The 18658-nt window shown below is 69.0% G+C and carries 12 protein-coding genes; 8 read left to right on the top strand and 4 right to left on the bottom strand.

Annotated elements, in window-relative coordinates; translation table 11 throughout:
- Position 1 precedes the first annotated feature (1 nt).
- The 7 genes from ACZ4N5_RS11035 (at position 2) to ACZ4N5_RS11005 (ending at position 12506) form a co-directional block, all read left to right on the top strand.
- A complete protein-coding gene (locus ACZ4N5_RS11035; RefSeq protein ID WP_467756802.1) occupies positions 2-1006 on the top strand; it encodes a carbohydrate ABC transporter permease in 1005 nt (334 codons plus the stop codon).
- Between the two features lie 13 nt (positions 1007-1019).
- On the top strand, positions 1020-1928 hold the full coding sequence (locus ACZ4N5_RS11030) for a sugar ABC transporter permease (protein ID WP_467756801.1): 909 nt from the start codon (positions 1020-1022) through the stop codon (positions 1926-1928).
- A gap of 237 nt (positions 1929-2165) precedes the next feature.
- Complete coding sequence (locus ACZ4N5_RS11025; protein ID WP_467756800.1) at positions 2166-3845, top strand: glycoside hydrolase family 13 protein; 1680 nt, start codon at positions 2166-2168, stop codon at positions 3843-3845.
- 418 nt (positions 3846-4263) lie between these two features.
- Positions 4264-4710 (top strand): transposase, encoded by a 447-nt coding sequence (locus tag ACZ4N5_RS11020; RefSeq protein WP_467756799.1) that lies wholly within the window; start codon positions 4264-4266, stop codon positions 4708-4710.
- A 355-nt stretch (positions 4711-5065) separates the two neighbouring features.
- Positions 5066-6448 (top strand): alpha-amylase, encoded by a 1383-nt coding sequence (locus tag ACZ4N5_RS11015; protein WP_467756798.1) that lies wholly within the window; start codon positions 5066-5068, stop codon positions 6446-6448.
- 144 nt (positions 6449-6592) lie between these two features.
- Positions 6593-11992, top strand: a complete 5400-nt coding sequence (gene pulA, locus ACZ4N5_RS11010) for a pullulanase-type alpha-1,6-glucosidase (RefSeq protein ID WP_467757113.1) — start codon at positions 6593-6595, stop codon at positions 11990-11992.
- Positions 11993-12149: 157 nt separating this feature from the next.
- On the top strand, positions 12150-12506 hold the full coding sequence (locus ACZ4N5_RS11005; RefSeq protein WP_467756797.1) for a 5-carboxymethyl-2-hydroxymuconate Delta-isomerase: 357 nt from the start codon (positions 12150-12152) through the stop codon (positions 12504-12506).
- A 109-nt stretch (positions 12507-12615) separates the two neighbouring features.
- On the opposite strand, the gene ACZ4N5_RS11000 is transcribed toward ACZ4N5_RS11005, so the two are convergent.
- The 3 genes from ACZ4N5_RS11000 to ACZ4N5_RS10990 form a co-directional block, all read right to left on the bottom strand.
- Positions 12616-13317 (bottom strand): TetR/AcrR family transcriptional regulator, encoded by a 702-nt coding sequence (locus ACZ4N5_RS11000; protein WP_467756796.1) that lies wholly within the window; start codon positions 13315-13317, stop codon positions 12616-12618.
- 151 nt (positions 13318-13468) lie between these two features.
- On the bottom strand, positions 13469-15397 hold the full coding sequence (locus ACZ4N5_RS10995) for a hypothetical protein (protein ID WP_467756795.1): 1929 nt from the start codon (positions 15395-15397) through the stop codon (positions 13469-13471).
- A 50-nt stretch (positions 15398-15447) separates the two neighbouring features.
- On the bottom strand, positions 15448-15957 hold the full coding sequence (locus ACZ4N5_RS10990) for a tetratricopeptide repeat protein (RefSeq protein WP_467756794.1): 510 nt from the start codon (positions 15955-15957) through the stop codon (positions 15448-15450).
- A 156-nt stretch (positions 15958-16113) separates the two neighbouring features.
- Here ACZ4N5_RS10990 and ACZ4N5_RS10985 point away from each other — a divergent pair, with 156 nt between their 5' ends.
- Positions 16114-16551 (top strand): hypothetical protein, encoded by a 438-nt coding sequence (locus tag ACZ4N5_RS10985; protein WP_467756793.1) that lies wholly within the window; start codon positions 16114-16116, stop codon positions 16549-16551.
- Between the two features lie 119 nt (positions 16552-16670).
- Here ACZ4N5_RS10985 and ACZ4N5_RS10980 read toward each other — a convergent pair whose 3' ends face one another.
- Positions 16671-18230, bottom strand: a complete 1560-nt coding sequence (locus tag ACZ4N5_RS10980; protein ID WP_467756792.1) for a DUF1996 domain-containing protein — start codon at positions 18228-18230, stop codon at positions 16671-16673.
- Positions 18231-18658 lie beyond the last annotated feature (428 nt).

Genomic DNA, 18658 nt, shown 5'->3' with positions numbered 1-18658 from the left:
CATGACAGTCGCCATCGACCGCGCGACCGGCAAGCGCCGCGGTGACCGAGCACCGCGTCCCGGCCGGATGCAGCGTCTGAAGCACTCGTACCAGAAATACTGGTATGCGTACGCGATGATCGCCCCGGTCGTCGTCGTACTCGGCGGATTGGTGCTCTATCCGCTGGTACGGGGCCTCTATCTGACGTTCACGGACGCCAACAGCCTCAACTCGGCCCGCACGATCGGCGTCAACCACATCGACGCCACCTACAAGTTCATCGGCCTGGACAACTACAAGGACATCCTGTGGGGTCCGACGTCGTACGACCGCTTCTGGTCGCACTTCATCTGGACCATCGCCTGGACCGTCCTGTGTGTGGCCCTGCACTACTGCATCGGCCTGGGTCTCGCGCTGCTGCTCAACCAGAAGCTGCGCGGCCGTACCTTCTACCGGCTGATCCTGGTGCTGCCGTGGGCCGTGCCGACCTTCGTCACCGTCTTCGGCTGGCGCTTCATGCTCGCCGACGGCGGGATCATCGACTCGATGCTCCACGCGGTGCACCTGCCCTCGCCGGCGTGGCTGGAGGACACCTTCTGGCAGCGGTTCGCCGCGATCATGGTCAACACCTGGTGCGGTGTGCCGTTCATGATGGTGTCGCTGCTCGGCGGGCTCCAGTCCATCGACGGCACGCTGTACGAGGCCGCCGAGATGGACGGCGCGAACGCCTGGCAGCAGTTCCGCTACGTGACCCTGCCGGGCCTGCGTTCGGTCAGCTCCACCGTCGTGCTCCTCGGCATCATCTGGACCTTCAACCAGTTCGCCGTGATCTTCCTGCTGTTCGGCAACACCGCGCCGGACGCGCAGATCCTCGTCACCTGGGCCTACTACCTCGGCTTCGGACAGCAACCGCGCGACTTCGCGCAGTCGGCGGCCTACGGCATGCTGCTGCTGGCCATCCTGATCGTCTTCACCTCCTTCTACCGCCGCTGGCTGAACCGCAATGACCAGCAGCTCGCGATCTGAGGCAGGAGTCTCCATGAGCACCACCACACTTCAGACGCCTCCGGCCGACCAGGCTTCCGTGCACGAGGAGGCGCCGCGTCCGGCGCGCAGGCGCGGTGAGCGCGGCCTCGCCGGCAAGCTCGCCTCGCACGCCGTCCTGATCGTCGCGAGCCTGGTCGCGCTGTTCCCGATCGCCTGGCTCGTCTTCCTGTCCCTCGGCCCGGACAAGGACGACTATCTGCACCCCGGACGCATCTGGCACACGATGACGTTCGGCAACTACTCCTTCGTGCTCCAGCACACGAACTTCTTCGAGTGGATGAAGAGCTCGCTCATCGTGTCGCTCGGCACCACGGTCATCGGCGTGATGGTCGCGGCCACCACCGGCTACGCGGTCTCGCGCATGCGCTTCCCCGGCTACAAGAAGTTCATGTGGGTCCTGCTGGTCACCCAGATGTTCCCGATCGCCGTGCTGATCGTGCCGATGTACCAGATCCTCTCGGACCTGCAGCTCATCGACTCCTACTTCGGCCTGATCCTCGTCTACTGCTCGACGGCGGTGCCCTACAGCGCCTGGCTGCTCAAGGGCTACTTCGACACCATTCCGTTCGAGATCGACGAGGCCGGACGCGTCGACGGGCTGAGCCCCTTCGGCACCTTCTTCCGGCTGATCCTGCCGCTCGCCAAGCCGGGTCTCGCGGTGGCCGCGTTCTACAATTTCATTACCGCGTTCGGTGAGGTCGCCTTCGCCTCGACGTTCATGCTGGACGACTCGAAGTACACCTTCGCCGTCGGACTCCAGAGCTTCGTCAGCGAGCACGACGCACAGCGCAACCTCATGGCGGCGACCGCCGTGCTGGTCGCGATACCTGTCTCCCTCTTCTTCTACCTGGTGCAGAAGAACCTGGTGACCGGACTCACCGCGGGCGGCACAAAGGGCTGATCCGTCAAGGACGCCCCCCCAGAACGCCCGAAGACTCCCGCGCGCTCGACGCGCGCGGGTGGCGGCCGCGGTGCCCATCCGACCCCGCCGGTACCGCGGCCGCCTCATCCCCCCGCCCCGAAGCCTCTCGCCCCGTGCTCCCGGCCTCGCGTGAGCAGGGGTCTGCCCCCACAGCCGAATTCCTCCCCACGCCCGACCGCACTCGGACACGGGGACCCTCATCGCATCAAGGACGCCATGAGCCAGCACTCCGCCGACCAGGCCCCGAACTCCGTTCTCGCCACAGTCGCCGCGCATCGCGACTGGTGGCGCGACGCGGTGATCTACCAGGTCTATCCGCGCAGCTTCGCCGACAGCAACGGCGACGGCATGGGTGACCTGGAGGGCGTACGTTCCCGACTCCCGTACCTGCGCGACCTCGGCGTGGACGCCGTGTGGCTCAGCCCCTTCTACGCCTCGCCGCAGGCCGACGCCGGCTACGACGTGGCGGACTACCGGGCGGTCGACCCCATGTTCGGCAACCTGCTGGACGCCGACGCCCTGATCCGTGACGCCCACGGTCTCGGCCTGCGGATCATCGTCGACCTGGTGCCCAACCACTCCTCGGACCAGCACGAGTGGTTCAAGCGCGCGCTGCGCGAGGGCCCCGGCTCCTCGCTGCGCGACCGCTACCACTTCCGGCCCGGCAAGGGCGAGAACGGCGAACTGCCGCCCAACAACTGGGAGTCCATCTTCGGCGGCCCGGCCTGGACCCGGGTCACCGAGCCCGACGGCACCGCCGGCGAGTGGTACCTGCACCTGTTCGCGCCGGAGCAGCCCGACTTCAACTGGGAACACCCGGCCGTGGGGGACGAGTTCCGCTCGATCCTGAGGTTCTGGCTGGACATGGGCGTCGACGGCTTCCGTATCGACGTCGCCCACGGCATGGTCAAGGCGGCGGGCCTGCCGGACCTCGGCGACCACGACCAGCTGAAACTGCTGGGCAACGATGTCATGCCGTTCTTCGACCAGGACGGCGTGCACGACATCTACCGGCAGTGGCGCACGATCCTCGACGAGTACTCGGGCGAGCGCATCTTCGTCGCCGAGGCGTGGACGCCGACCATCGAGCGCACCGCGAACTACGTCCGCCCCGACGAGCTGCACCAGGCCTTCAACTTCCAGTACCTGGGCACCCATTGGGACGCGGCCGAGCTGCGCTCGGTGATCGACCGCACGCTCGACGCGATGCGCCCGGTCGGCGCCCCCTCCACCTGGGTGCTGTCCAACCACGATGTGACGCGGCACGCCACCCGGTTCGCCAACGAGGCCGGCCTCGGCACCCAGATCCGCACCGCGGGCGACCGGGCGCTGGGTCTGCGCCGGGCCCGCGCGGCGAGCCTGCTGATGCTGGCCCTGCCCGGCTCCGCCTACGTCTACCAGGGCGAGGAGCTCGGCCTGCCCGACGTCGTCGACCTGCCGGACGAGGTGCGCCAGGACCCGGCCTACTTCCGGGGCGCCGGACAGGACGGCTTCCGCGACGGCTGCCGGGTGCCGATCCCGTGGACCCGCGCCGGCTCGTCGTACGGCTTCGGCGACGCTGGCAGCTGGCTGCCGCAGCCCGCCGAGTGGGCCGAGCTGAGCGTCGAGGCGCAGACCGGTGCGGAGGGCTCCACCCTGGAGCTGTACCGCGAGGCGCTCGCGGTCCGGCGTGAGCGCGCCGACCTCGGCGCGGGCGACAACGTCAGCTGGCTGAAGGCACCGGAGGGCGTTCTCGCCTTCCAGCGCGGCGATTTCGTCTGCACGGCGAACACCGGCAGCGAGGCCGTGACCGTCCCGGCGTACGGCCGGGTGCTCGTCGCCAGCGGCGAGGTGACCCTGTCGCAGGACGGCGAGGCGAAGCTGCCCGCCGATACGACCGTGTGGTGGGCGGTCTGACCCATGCGTGAGCGGTGCTCCGGTCCTGACCGCCGGAGTTCCGCTCGCCTGCCGGGCGTCCCGGCCTACGCGTGAGTGGTGCTCCGGTCCTGACCACCGGAGCCCCCCTCACCTGATGGCCGGCCAGACCCGTGCGAGAGCGGTGCTCCGGAACCTGACGGCCGGAGCACCGCTTCCGTGTGTGCCCACTTCCACCTCGTTTCCTCGCAGGGGTGCCCCCGACCTTCGAGCCGGGGGTGAATGCGAGCTGCTGCGGAGCAGGACGGGGGCGGAGGAATCGTCGTCAGGGCGATTCGTCGTCGCCCTGACGGCGTCGAGGGCGATCTCGGGCAGGTGCAGGATCTCGGCGGGGAGGGGCCGCCGGTCGGCGGCCGCTTGAGCGGTGAGCGGCCTTCCGCGTCACCTACCGCAACGGCCAGTGGCACATCGCCTTCGCAGTCATACCCCTCCGGTCGCCGCACCCGGCACCGGAGAGGTCATCGGCATCGACCGCGGCGTGACCATCACCGCCGCCCTCTCCGACGGACGGAAGCTGAACTGCCCGCAGCTCACCGTGAAGGAACGCGCGCAGGTCCGTAAACACCAGCGGCGTGCCGCTCGCGCCCCGAAGGGAAGCGAGCAGAAGACCGCCGAGTACGCCAAGGCGGCCAGGCTCAAAGTACGTGAGGCCGACCGGCGCAAGGACTGGTGCGAGAAGACGTGCACGATGCCGGCCCGCACCTACCGCCTGGTGCGGTTCGAGAAGCTGGGCGGGTTTCCCCGCCCCGGCGCTCAGCCGGCGCCGGAGGGACGACACCGCCCGAACAGCGGTCGAGCGTCCGTGAACCCCAACCCAGCAGGGTTGGAATCCCCCTCTTTTGAGTAGGGGGAGGATGCCAGTCCCACAGGTTGGCGATCACATCGCCGTTGGCGACACCGGTGTCCGCCGCCGCTGCCTGCCGGGCGGGCAGCGCGGCCAGGCCAGCGAGCGCCGGCGCGACGGTCACCAGCAGCCGGGAAACCCTTCTTCGTCGTAAGGCCATCGGGGTTGCGGCTCCTCTCCGGATCCGGTCGGCACGTCCGCGGGGCGCGGAGAGCTCACCCCTGTGGAGCGTGGGACTGCCGAAGGGAGCGCGTCAATAAGGGAGTTGGAAGTTCTTTCGACATCTTGCTGAAACTTGATTGCAAGCGGTACGTTCCGATCCCCCCACCCGCACGACGAAGTGCAGGAGTACACACACATGGCAAGGAAAACGCTTGCCGCCTCGTTCGCCCTCGTGGCGGGCCTGGCGGTCTCGGTGACCGTTCCCCCCGGTACGGCGGCGGCCTCGCCGCCCGGCACCAAGGACGTCACCGCAGTCCTGTTCGAGTGGAAATTCGACTCGGTCGCCAAGGAATGCACCAACACGCTGGGCCCCGCCGGATACGGCTACGTCCAGGTGTCCCCGCCCGCCGAGCACATACAGGGCTCGCAGTGGTGGACCTCGTACCAGCCCGTGAGCTACAAGATCGCCGGCCGGCTCGGCGATGCCACCTCCTTCAAGAACATGGTCAGCACCTGCCACGCGGCCGGTGTGAAGGTCGTGACGGACACGGTCATCAACCACATGTCGGCCGGATCCGGCACCGGCACGGGCGGCTCTTCGTACACGAAGTACAACTACCCGGGCCTGTACTCGTCCGCCGACATGGACGACTGCACGGCCACCATCAGCGACTACACCAACCGCGCCAACGTCCAGAACTGTGAACTCGTCGGCCTCGCCGACCTGGACACCGGCGAGACATATGTCCGCTCGGCCATCGCCGGCTACATGAACACCCTGCTCGGCTACGGCGTCGACGGGTTCCGCATCGACGCCGCCAAGCACATCCCGGCGGCCGACCTCGCCAACATCAAGTCCCGGCTGAGCAATCCGTCCGTCTACTGGAAGCAGGAGGTCATCTACGGCTCGGGCGAAGCCGTCCAGCCCACCGAGTACACCGGCAACGGTGACGTCCAGGAGTTCCGCTACGCCTACGACCTCAAGCGGGTCTTCAACAACGAGAACCTCGCCTACCTGAAGAACTACGGCGAGGGCTGGGGCTACATGAGCAGCTCGGTCGCGGCCGTCTTCGTCGACAACCACGACACCGAGCGCAACGGCTCGACACTCAACTACAAGGACGGGGCGAACTACACCCTCGCCAACGTCTTCATGCTCGCCTACCCCTATGGCGCCCCCGACATCAACTCCGGCTACGAGTGGTCCGACGCTGACGCCGGGCCGCCCAACGGCGGTACCGTCAACGCCTGTTGGCAGGACGGCTGGAAGTGCCAGCACGCCTGGCCGGAGATCAAGTCGATGGTCGCCTTCCGCAACACCACCCGCGGACAGGCCCTCACCAACTGGTGGGACAACGGCGGCGACGCCATCGCCTTCGGCCGTGGCAGCAAGGGCTTCGTGGCCATCAACCACGAGACCTCCTCCCTGAGCCGGACGTACAGCACCTCGCTCGCCGCGGGAACGTACTGCAACGTCCAGAACAACACGAGCATCACGGTGAACAGTTCCGGCCAGTTCACAGCGACGCTGGGTGCCAACACGGCACTTGCCATCTACGCGGGCAAGTCCACCTGCTGAAAAGTCTTTCCGCACGTTGCAAGACTCTTGCTGTAAACCTTGCGTGAGCGATACGGTCACGCGGGCGTTCGGCATCGTGGCCGAAACGCTGCGCGGGGTCGGACCCGAGTACGCCGTAATCGCTAGGAGTTCACAGCTGTGGACCTGATACCGAGAGGGCCGGCGCGTCGTATAGGCCGCCCCAGGCTGCGCGCAGCCGTCCTCGCCGCCGCATTGGCCGTATCGCTTGCGCAACCCCTCGTGGCGCGGGCCCAGACCCCGCCCGCACCGCCGTCGGACGCGAAGCTCGCCGCCGAGCCGGCGCGACACGACTCCACCCATGACCAGTTCTACTTCGTCATGCCGGACCGCTTCGCCAACGGCGACACGTCCAACGACGAGGGCGGACTGACCGGATCGCGGCTGTCGACCGGTTACGACCCCACCGACAAGGGCTTCTACCAGGGCGGCGACCTCAAGGGACTGACCAAGAGGCTCGACTACATCAAGGGCCTCGGCACCACCGCCATCTGGATGGCGCCGATCTTCAAGAACCAGCCCGTCCAGGGCACCGGCAAGGACGCCTCGGCCGGTTACCACGGCTACTGGATCACCGACTTCACCCGGGTCGACCCGCACTTCGGCACCAACAAGGACCTGGAGACCCTGATCTCCAAGGCCCACGCCAAGGGCATGAAGGTCTTCTTCGACGTCATCACCAACCACACGGCCGATGTCGTCGACTACAAGGAGCAGTCCTACAACTACCTGTCCAAGGGGGCCTTCCCGTATCTGACCAAGGACGGGAAGCCCTTCGACGACGCGGACTACGCGGACGGCACCCACGGGTTCCCGTCCGTGGGCACCGGCTCCTTCCCCCGTACGCCGACGGTTCCCGCCGCGAAGAAGAACGCCAAGGTCCCGTCGTGGCTCAACGACACGACGATGTACTCCAACCGCGGCGACTCCACCTACGCCGGTGAGTCCACCACGTACGGAGACTTCTCCGGCCTCGACGACCTGTGGACCGAGCGTCCCGAAGTGGTCAGCGGCATGGAGAAGATCTACGAGAAGTGGGTTGAGGACTTCGGTATCGACGGCTTCCGGATCGACACCGTGAAGCACGTGAACATGGAGTTCTGGACGCAGTGGGCGACCGCCCTCGACGCGTACGCGGCCAAGCACGGCCGCAAGAACTTCTTCATGTTCGGCGAGGTCTACTCCGCCGACACGTCGATCACCTCGCCGTACGTCACCCAGGGCCGCCTCGACGCCACCCTGGACTTCCCCTTCCAGGACGCGGCCCGCTCGTACGCCTCGCAGGGCGGCAGCGCGCAGAAGCTGGCGTCCCTGTTCGCGGACGACTACAAGTACACGACCGACAAGGCCAACGCCTACGAGCAGGTCACCTTCCTCGGCAACCACGACATGGGCCGCATCGGGTACTTCCTGAACCAGGACAACCCCAAGGCGACAGACGCCCAGCTGCTGAAGAAGGACAAGCTCGCCAACGAGCTGATGTTCCTCAGCCGCGGCAACCCCGTCGTCTACTACGGCGACGAGCAGGGATTCACCGGCTCCGGCGGTGACAAGGACGCCCGGCAGACGATGTTCGCCTCCAAGGTCGCGGACTACCTCGACGACGACGAGATCGGCACCGACCGTACGCACGCGAGCGACGCGTACGACACGAGCGCACCGCTCTACGACGAGATCAGCGCTCTCTCCAAGCTGCGCAAGGACAACCCGGGCCTCACCGACGGAGTCCAGACGGAGCGGTACGCCGCGGACGGCGCCGGTGTGTACGCCTTCTCCCGCACGGACGCGAAGACCGGCACCGAGTACGTCGTCGCCGTGAACAACGCCGACGAGGCGAAGTCGGCCACGTTCGCGACGGGCTCGGCGAACATGAACTTCCGGGCCGTATACGGAACGTCCGCCTCGGTGAAGAGTGACGCGGACAAGAAGGTCACCGTCACCGTCCCGGCCGGTTCGGCCATCGTCCTCAAGGCCGCGGGCCGGCTCGACGCTCCCGCCGCCAAGCCGACGCTGACGCTGAAGGCCCCCGCCGCGGGCGCCACCGGCACCGTCGAACTGTCGGCGGACGTCACCGGCGGACAGCTCGACCGGGTCGTCTTCGCCGCCCAGGTCGGCGACGGCAGCTGGCGGACGCTCGGCTCCGCCGACCACGCCCCGTACAAGGTCACCCAGGCCATCGGCAAGGACGTACCGGCCGGAACCGCCCTGCGCTACAAGGCCGTCGTCATCGACTCGGCCGGACACACGGCGAGCGCGACAGCCGCGTCCACCAGCGGCACCGCGCCCGCCGCGGAGATCCCGACGGCCTCCTCGCGCGACTACGCGATCGTCCACTACAAGCGCACCGACGGCGACTACACCGACTGGCGCCTGTACGCCTGGGGCGACATCGCCGACGGCGAGTCCACCACCTGGCCGGCCGGCCACGACTTCGTCGGCCGCGACGCCTACGGCGCCTTCGCCTACGTGAAGCTGAAGCCCGGAGCCTCCAGCGTGGGCTTCCTGGTCATCGACAAGGACGGCAACAAGGACGTCGCGAGCGACCGCACGATCGACGTCACCAAGACGGGCGAGGTCTGGGTCGAACAGGGCAAGGACGCCGTGCTCACCCAGCAGCCCGACCTGCCCGCCCAGGACAAGACCAAGGCGGTCATCCACTACCACCGCGCCGACGGTGACTACGCCGGCTGGGGTCTGCACGTGTGGACCGGGGCCGCGACGCCCACGGACTGGACGAAGCCCCTGGAGCCGGTGCGGACCGACGCCTACGGCGCCGTCTACGAGGTACCGCTCGCCGAGGGCGCCGGCAGCCTCAGCTACATCCTCCACAAGGGCGACGACAAGGACCTGCCCACCGACCAGTCGCTGGACCTCACGGCCAACGGCCACGAGGTGTGGCTGCTGAACGGCCAGGAGAAGTACCTGCTGCCGCAGCCCGCGGGCAGCGCGGCCGCACTCGACCTGACCACCTCCAAGGCGGTCTGGATCGACCGCGACACGGTCGCCTGGAACGGCTCCGACGCCGCCGTGTCCACCCAGCTCCTCTCCTCCCACGACGGCTCGATCGCCGTCAAGGACGGCGGCCTGACCAGCGACGACGAGCGCTGGCTGCGGTTGTCCAAGACCACGCTCACCGACGCCCAGAAGGCGAAGTTCCCCTACCTGAAGGCGTACACCGCCTGGTCCGTGGACCCGCGCGACCGCGACCGGGTGCGCTCGGCGCTCGGCGGCCAGCTCGTCGCCTCGCAGCGAGCCGCGAACGGCGCCGTGCTGGCGGCGACCGGCGTGCAGATCGCCGGAGCTCTCGACGACCTGTACCCCGCGACGAAGGCGAACCTCGGACCGGTCTTCCACCACGGAGTCCCCACCCTCTCGGTGTGGGCCCCCACCGCCCAGTCGGTCGCCCTCGACCTCGCCGGCTCCACCGTCGCCATGAAGCGCGACGACGCCACCGGCGTCTGGTCCGTCACCGGCAAGAAGTCCTGGACGGGCAAGCCCTACCGCTATGTCGTGAAGGTGTGGGCGCCGACCGTCCGGAAGATCGTCACCAACAAGGTGACCGACCCGTACTCGGTGGCCCTGACCGCCGACTCCGAGCGCAGCCTGGTCGTCGACCTCGACGCCAAGTCCCTCGCCCCGTCCGGCTGGTCGGCGCTGAAGAAGCCCAAGGCGGTGCCGCTGAACGACGCGCAGATCCAGGAACTGCACATCCGGGACTTCTCGGTGGCGGACAAGACGGTTCCGGCGAAGGACCAGGGCACCTACCTCGCCTTCACCGACAAGAACAGCGACGGCTCCCGGCACCTGAGGAAGCTGGCCGCGTCCGGCACCTCGTACGTGCACCTGCTGCCCGCGTTCGACATCGCCACCATCCCCGAGAAGAAGGCGGACCAGCAGAGCACCGACTGCGATCTCGCCTCCTACGCGGCCGACTCCCAGAAGCAGCAGGAGTGCGTGGCGAAGACCGCCGCCAAGGACGCCTACAACTGGGGCTACGACCCGTACCACTACACGGTCCCCGAGGGTTCCTACGCCACCGACCCCGACGGCACCGGCCGCACGGTCGAGTTCCGCAAGATGGTCAAGTCGCTGAACGAGGACGGCCTGCGGGTCGTCATGGACGTGGTCTACAACCACACCGCCGCGAGCGGCCAGGCCGACACCAGCGTCCTCGACAAGATCGTCCCCGGCTACTACCAGCGGCTCCTCGCCGACGGCAGCGTCGCCAACTCCACCTGCTGCTCCAACACGGCGACCGAGAACGCCATGATGGGCAAGCTGGTGGTCGACTCGATCGTCACGTGGGCCAAGGAGTACAAGGTCGACGGCTTCCGCTTCGACCTCATGGGACACCAGCCCAAGGCCAACATCCTCGCGGTCAGGAAGGCCCTCGACGGGCTCACCGTCGCGAAGGACGGCGCCGACGGCAAGAAGATCATCCTGTACGGCGAGGGCTGGAACTTCGGTGAGGTCGCCGACGACGCCCGCTTCGTCCAGGCCACCCAGAAGAACATGGCGGGGACGGGGATCGCGACCTTCTCCGACCGTGCCCGTGACGCCGTCCGCGGCGGCAGCCCCTTCGACTCCGACCCCGGCGTCCAGGGCTTCGGCTCGGGTCTCTACACCGACCCCAACTCCTCCACCGCCAACGGCACTCCGGCCGAGCAGAAGGCCCGCCTGCTGCACTACCAGGACCTCATCAAGGTCGGCCTGAGCGGCAACCTGGCCGCGTTCCACTTCACCGACTCCGCCGGCAAGGAGGTCAAGGGCTCCGAGATCGACTACAACGGCCAGCCCGCCGGCTACGCGGCCGCGCCCGGCGACGCGCTCGCCTACGCCGACGCGCACGACAACGAGTCGCTGTACGACGCGCTGACGTACAAGCTGCCCGCGACGACGAGCGCCGCGGACCGGGCCCGGATGCAGGTCCTGGCGATGGCGACGGCCACCCTCTCGCAGGGACCGTCCCTCTCCCAGGCCGGCTCCGACCTGCTGCGCTCCAAGTCCCTGGACCGCAACTCCTTCGACAGCGGTGACTGGTTCAACGCCATCCACTGGAACTGCCAGGACGGCAACGGATTCGGCCGCGGGCTGCCGATGGCCGCCGACAACGCCTCCAAGTGGCCCTACGCCACTCCGCTGTTGACCTCCGTGAAGGTGGGCTGCAACCAGATCGACGGCACTTCGGCAGCCTTCCAGGACCTGCAGCGGATCCGTACGACGGAGAAGGTCTTCTCGCTCTCCACGGCCGACCAGGTGCAGTCGAAGCTCTCCTTCCCGCTGTCGGGGAAGGACGAGACCCCCGGGGTGATCACCGTGCGCCTGGGTGATCTCGTGATCGTCTTCAACGCGACCCCCGAGAAGCAGGAGCAGACCGTCGGCTCCCTGGCCGGGACGGGATACACGCTGCACCCGGTGCAGGCGGCGGGCGCGGACTCGGTCGTCAAGTCCTCGTCCTACGCCGAGGGAACGGGCACGTTCGCCGTTCCGGGCCGTACGGTGGCGGTGTTCACGCGAACTCCGTGACAGCGGGCCAGCTCGGTGAGGGCGGAGCCGGAGACCGGGAGCAGAACCGGTGTCCGGAGCCGCCCTCACCGGCGTCCGCCCCCCCGGCCACGGGGTCGTTCCGGTCTCCGGCGCTGCCGCTAGGGTGATCACGACTGTCCCCGGACCAGGAGTGCTCATGCCGCAGATCATCGTCGACTACTCCGCGCCGCTCGAAGACGCCTTCGACCGGCACGGGTTCGCCCTGGCCCTGCACGCGGAGGTGGTCGAGACGGCGGCCGCGAAGATCGGCGCGTGCAAGACGCAGTTCCGCCGGACCGAGGACACCGTCGTCGGCGCGGACACCGGCGGGCACGCCGTCGTCCATGTCACCCTCGGTCTGCTCGCCGGGCGGACCGAGGCGGTCAAGGTGAAGCTGACCGAGGCCGTACTGGAGCTGCTGAAGACCCATGTGAAGCAGGCCGAAGGGCTGGAGCTGCACGCCTCGGCCGAGGTACGCGACCTCGACCCGTCGTACCGCAAGTTCGAGGCGTAGTTCCGCGAGTTCGAGGTGTGGTCCCGCCCGCGCTCCCGGCCGGTTCCGGGGCGCGCCCAATCCGCGGGAGGTCAGCGCGGGGCCCGCGCGGGCGGAACCGTGCTTGGTCCTACGCCTCCGGTGGTGAGGCGAGCGCGAGCAGCCGGACGACGAGGTCGGTGAACGGTCCGTCGCCCGGCTCGTCGCTGAGACGCCTGCGCAGCAGCTCGGCGACCTCCGGGTCGTAGGCGGCGCTCACCGCCGCCAGGGCCGCGAAGTCGTGCACGAGCTGCACCTCCAGCTCACCGCGTGGAATCCGCCGCCCGTCCAGCCAGATCAGCGCGGTCGACTCGACGAGCGAGATCCAGGAGCGGATCACCAGCTCCAGCCGGGCGGGCGGGTTCTCGACGTCCAGATGCGACAGGATCTGGACGTACGCCGCCTGCCGTACGGCGTCGACGAGGGCGTTGGTGGTCGACGAGCCGACGGCCGGGCCGCCCCGCATCAACGCGGCGAAACCGGGCCCGTGGTCGTCCACGAAGTCGAAGAACCGGCGCATCACCCGCAGCAGCCGCGACCCCAGCGGCCCCTCGCGGGACTCCACGAACCGGCCCGCGAGATCGTCGGCGGCGCGCTGCAACGCCGCTTCGTACAGGCTGAGTTTGCCCGGAAAATAGTGGTACACCAGCGGTCGCGAGATGCCCGCCGTCGAGGCTATCTCGTCGATGGAGACCTCGTCGGGCGAGCGTCGGCTGAACAGGTCGAGGGCGACGCCGATCAGCTGCTGCCGTCGCTCCTCGACACCCATCCTGCGGCGTACCCCGGTTGTCATGCGAACACCTTACCGATCGGATCCGGCCCGGAACGGGCCGGTCCGGCCGAGAGTGTTCACGTGGCGGGCACAATTCGCTCACCGTTCGTACGCGCATCGTGGATCAGCATCGAATAGTCGGCGATGCGTGTCGGCAACGCGTCGGGGGAGTTCAGCGCAGCCCGGCGATGCCCCGGCCGTCCGCCAGGGTGCCCTTCAGCTCGGCCTGCGCCCCCTGCCTCGTCCGTACGGCGAGCAGGGACCCCGCGGCGGACCCGCGCACTCCGCCCGTCGCGTCGACCGACACCGTGCCCTTGCTGCCGGCCGCGAGGAGGTACCACGCTCCCGTGCCCGACTTCCACAGGACGCCCGCCAGCACATGTGGATCGCGGGAGCCGCACGCCGGGGAGTTCTCGGCCTTCGCGGCGACCGCCCCGTACATCCCGCCGGGGGTGCGGAACTGGGCCAGCACCCGGGTGCCGCCGCCCCGCCAGGTGTCGGCGCGTGTGCACACCCACGCGGCCGATCCGCTCCCGTCCGGCAGCGGCTGGCGCGCGTACTGCCAGGCGTTCACGGACCGCACGCCCTGCGAGCGCACGGAGGCCAGCGAGCACGCGAAAGGCGCCCACTCCCGCAGGTTCTCGGCGCCCGCGGCCTCCTGGGGCGCAGCGGGTCGGCCCGCGGTGAGGTGGGCCGGGACGAGCTCGCCGAGGTCGGTCAGCAGACGGGTGCCCGAACCGTCCTTGATCTGGAGCACGTTCCACGACGTGCACGCGCCGGTCTGCGGTGGTCCCGCCAGCGGCGAGGTGGCGCCGTCCGCGGACAGGGTGAGGTCCATCGCCCCGGCGGAGGGCTTCAGCAGGTCGCGCTCGGCGGCCTTGGTCACCCACGGGGCGGTCAGATAGCGGACGTTGCCGTCGGCCCGGCCCAGCACCACCGCGCTCGCCTCGGCCCCGCTCGCCCCGTCGGCCCGCGCGAAGTCGAGGGCCGCGCCGCCCGTGCCGTTCCTCGGCTCGGCGTAGCGCACGATGCGCAGCCCGTCGTGGAGGAGCACCACGCGGGCCTGGTCGACATCGCCCGCGTACAGCAGCTGGGGCGGACCGGGCGGGGCGCCGGAAGGCGTGTCGGGCGTCGCCGAGACCTGTACGGACTCGCCGGGCCGGGCCCAGACGGCCAGCGCGCGGCGTAGCAGCGCGGTGTCCTTGACGAGGTTGCCGCGCGCGGGCCACACGGAGAAGTCCGTGCGCGCGGAGGACTCCCAGGCCGCGGCCGGCACCCGCTCCAGCCGGCCCGGGTCGAGGGCGGCCTCGGCGGCCGGGTTCTGCGCGTAGGAGGGGGCCGCGGCGCCGTCCGGGCCCCAGCCGTCGCCCGGCAGTCCGAGCAGCGCGCCGCACACGATCACGGCCGCGGTGGCGGCGAGCGCGGCCTTCATGTGCTGCCTGCGCCGCATCAGGTCGGTGGGCCGGGCGTGCAGCGTACAGGGGTCGAACTCGGGGGAGTCGAGCAGTGCGTCCCGCGCCTCGACGCCCGCGGCCTCCTTCAGCGCCGCGGCCGGGTCCTCGACGCCCGCGGCCGCCAGCACCTTGCGCAGATGCGCGTCGGACAGCTTCTCCAGACCGCGCAGCACATACGCGGCGCGGGCCGGCCCCGAGAGCGCGGACAGCCGCTGGTCCAGGGCGAGTTCGTCGGCGCCACCGGAGCGCGGGAAGAGCCTCAGGCCCCACACGTGGGGGAGGAGGGGCGGCAGCTGGGACCGCTTGGGCCACGCCCGCCGCTTCAGCGGCAGCCCCGCCTCCAGTGCCGTACGCACCACCTGGAGGCGTACGAAGGTGTAGCCCGGGTCGCCGTCGCGGCCGCCGCCGCTCTGCTGGGCCGGGATCACCGACGCGTCGCCCGACGCCCGGCCCCGCGGCAGCGCGCGCTGGGTGAGGGCGTGCGCGGTCAGCACCCTGCGATTGCGGCCGAGGCTCGGCGGAAGCATCAGATAGGCGAGCCGGACCAGCCGCGGGTAGTGCTCGACGAGCGCGGCCTCGGCCTGCTCGACGTCGACGACAGCTCCGGAGGAGGGTGCGGGGCGCGGGGCTACATCCTGTGACTGCACGTTCAGCAAAACGAGCGAATCGGTGGATGGTCACCGGCCCCGCCGAGGGCTCAGTCCCCGGATTCCCCGGGCTCCACGAGCAGGCGCGCGTAGTTCGCCATCGACCGCTGGTAGCGCGGCAGATGGGGGGCCAGGGCGCCGATCACCAGGGCCAGGCCCTCGCGTTCGCGGCCGAGGTCGGCGAGGCACAGCGCCAGACAGGCCCGCACGGCGTCGTCCAACTCGTCCGAGGGTCCGACCAGTTCGGGGCTGAGGAGCTTGACGCCCTCGTCCGCCTGTCCGATGTTCCGCAGCGAACTGGAGAGTTGGATCTTCGCGCGCCGGCCCTTGTATCCGCTCAGGCCTCGGGCCAGCGCCTCCCGGTACAGCGGTACGGCCTTGTCGGAGTGACCCGTCGAGTCCCAGGCACAGGCCTGCTCGAAGGGGCCGAGGGGGCTGTCCGCGGGCACCTCGGCGACCAGCGCGTCGATCACCGCCCGGAAGTCCGCCGCCCGCTCTTCCTCGTAGTCGTCGAAGGTGGCCCAGGCCGCCGCCGTACGCTCTTCCCAGTCTGCGTTCACGGGTGCCACCCTCGCACAGCCGTACCTCTGGCGGTACCGGGTTCCCCACCCGTGACGGCGGCCGATTGAGCACAGGGCGGCCCGGAGCCGTATCGAAGGCAGAGCCCTCGCCGGGGCTCTCCTCGGCGTGAACGCCGACAGGTACCGGAGGAACGTATGAGGTTGACACGCGGGAAGCTTCTGGCCGGGGCGGCCGTGGCCGCTCTGCTGGCACTGAGTGGCTGCGGCGGCGGATCGGACGGCAAGGGCGCGGCGGCGAAGGAGACCGTCCCGCCCACGGCGACCGGCAGCCTGGAGGACCTGGCGGCCGAGGTGAAGTGCAAGCCGAGCATCCAGACCGACGCGGACGAGATCCGCCAGGGCGTCTGCAAGATCAGCGCCGGCAAGTTCATCCTGGCGACCTTCGCCACCGACCGCGGTCAGCGCGAGTGGCTCAACGGGGCCAAGGACTACGGCGGTTCGTACCTCGTGGGCGCCAAGTGGGTCGCTGTCGGGGACCAGAAGATGGTCACGACGCTGCGCGGCCGGCTCGGCGGGACCCTGGAAGAAGGGGCGTCGCACGCCTCGCACGCCGGTCACGAGCACAGCGGCTGACCGCGCGACGGCCTCGGGGCCGACCGTGCAGCCGCCCATGGAGCGTGCGGGCCGCGTATGTCAGGACACAAAAGAAAGCCGGTGGCGGGAGATCCCGCCACCGGCTTTCTCATGGGGGCTTACCTACAACGCTGACCGTTGTTGATGCAGGTGACCATCTTGTTCATCAGCGTCTCGTCGAAGACGTTGATGAAGTCGTCGTGGTCGGTGGCGGCCTTGTGCAGCTGTTCCGGGAAACCGTCCACCGCGTAGGCGTTCTTGATCTGCCCGTTGGTGAGGGTCGGGGCCCGGAAGTTGTAGACCAGGCGCATCGTCAGCTGCGGGATCGCCTTGAACCCGTTGGCGCAGTTGCCCTGGGCGTCGGCGAAGGCCACGTGCGTGCGGTGGTTCGCGCTGTCGATGTTCACCCCGTCCCAGCAGCTCTGGAAGGCGAAGGTGCGGACCACGGTGCTGCCCTTCGGGCAGATCGGGTACTGCTGCGTCAGCTGCACCTTGTTCTCGAAGCCGGTGCAGCTCCAGTGGGCGTTGGCGTTGGCGAGACCGTTGGTCGTGGTCTTCGCGTCACCGGTGATGATGCGCAGGAACTTCGGCATCGCGACGACCTTGCTGGTCGGGCTGCCGACGAACTTGATCTGCGCCTGCTTCACCTGCTGGATCTGGCCGACGTTGAGTTCCTTGCCGCCACCCAGGTTGTTCTGGTCGAAGTCCTGCGTACCGTTCTGGATACGCACGACCGGCCAGTAGTACGACGACTTGTCGCCCTGGTTGGCGCAGGACGTCTGGGCCGCCGCGAACGTGTCGTTGGTGGCGAAGGCGTCGTTGGACTGGTTGCCGACGTAGTCGTGCAGGTGGTGCGCACCGTTGGTGACACCGGGCGCCACGATCACGTTGTCCGTGTTGAACTTCTTGTTCGCGTTGACACCGCAGGCGGTCGAGAACACACCGGACGAACCGGCCGCCCCGATCCGGGCCTTGCGGGCGACGTTCGGCTGGACCTTCGTGATGTCGACGAAGTCGGCCGCGACCGGACCGTTTCCGGCCTGCCCGCCGCCCGCCTGCGCACCACCGGCGGGGGCACTGGCACTGGCACTGGCGGACGCACCGGCACCGGCACCGGCACCGGCGCCTGCGCCCGCACTCGCGCTGGCACTCGCGGACGGACTGGCCGCGGCGCCGCCGTTGTTCTGTCCGCCGGTGTTCGTCTGGTCAGCGGGCTGTCCCGTGCAGGTGGAGAGACCGTCGAGCCAGCCCGGAGCCTGCCCGCCGACGCGGTTGATCTCCAGCTTGATCCGGTCGATGATCACCGACCGGTTGTTCTTCAGCGGTCCGAGAATGGAGTTCTGGACGAAGCTCGCGTCCCTCGTCTGCGCGTCACGTGTGGTGGCGAGCCGCTGGTAGGCGGCGGTGATCTGCTGGTCGAGCGTCGCCAGCTCACCGTCGACCTGCCCCCGCGCCTGGTTCGGAACGCTGGTCAGCTTCTGACCGACATCCGGACAGGTGATGGTCGCCACCTGCGCGGTGGCGGCCTTGGTGGTGTTGTGGGCCGAGTTGTTGCTCTCGTGCGCCGAGGCGTAGAAATTCGCCCAGACCAGCCCACCCCCGCCGATCGCGAGCGCTGCCGACGCGGCAACGGCGCGAACGACCAGCGGCGAACGGCGTTTTCTGATGTTGCGTCCCATGGAACTCCTCTGACTTCCTTGCGGGGCAGCGAGGCGCCCGACAGGAGTGAAGCGGCTCCATTCCATACGCAGAAGGTGTGTGAGGTGTTCAGGGGTCTCGAAAAAAACTTGGAGGTTCCTGAGGCCAATTCGGGCACAATGGTCTCAGAAGCCCGCGAATTCACGAGAGTTGATCTCGCTATTCAGGTTTGAGAACGCTTTTTTGACTGATATTCAGTAGGCGCGCGGTCCGAATACGCCGTCGCTTTACGTCGACCGGTGCTCACGTCAGGCTCCAACTCGCCGACCATACGGCCAAGTTCGAGATCGCTTCCGACGGTCGCGGCGATCTCGAAGCCGTAAGCCGGAAGCATCCGGACCCGGTCGGCGGACAACAGGGGGATGTTCGCCGGCCGACGGGTCCGGTCGGTGAACCGAATCCCCTGGTG

Source organism: Streptomyces sp. NPDC026500, from assembly GCF_055567635.1.
This window is presented reverse-complemented; position numbering and strand designations above follow the sequence as displayed.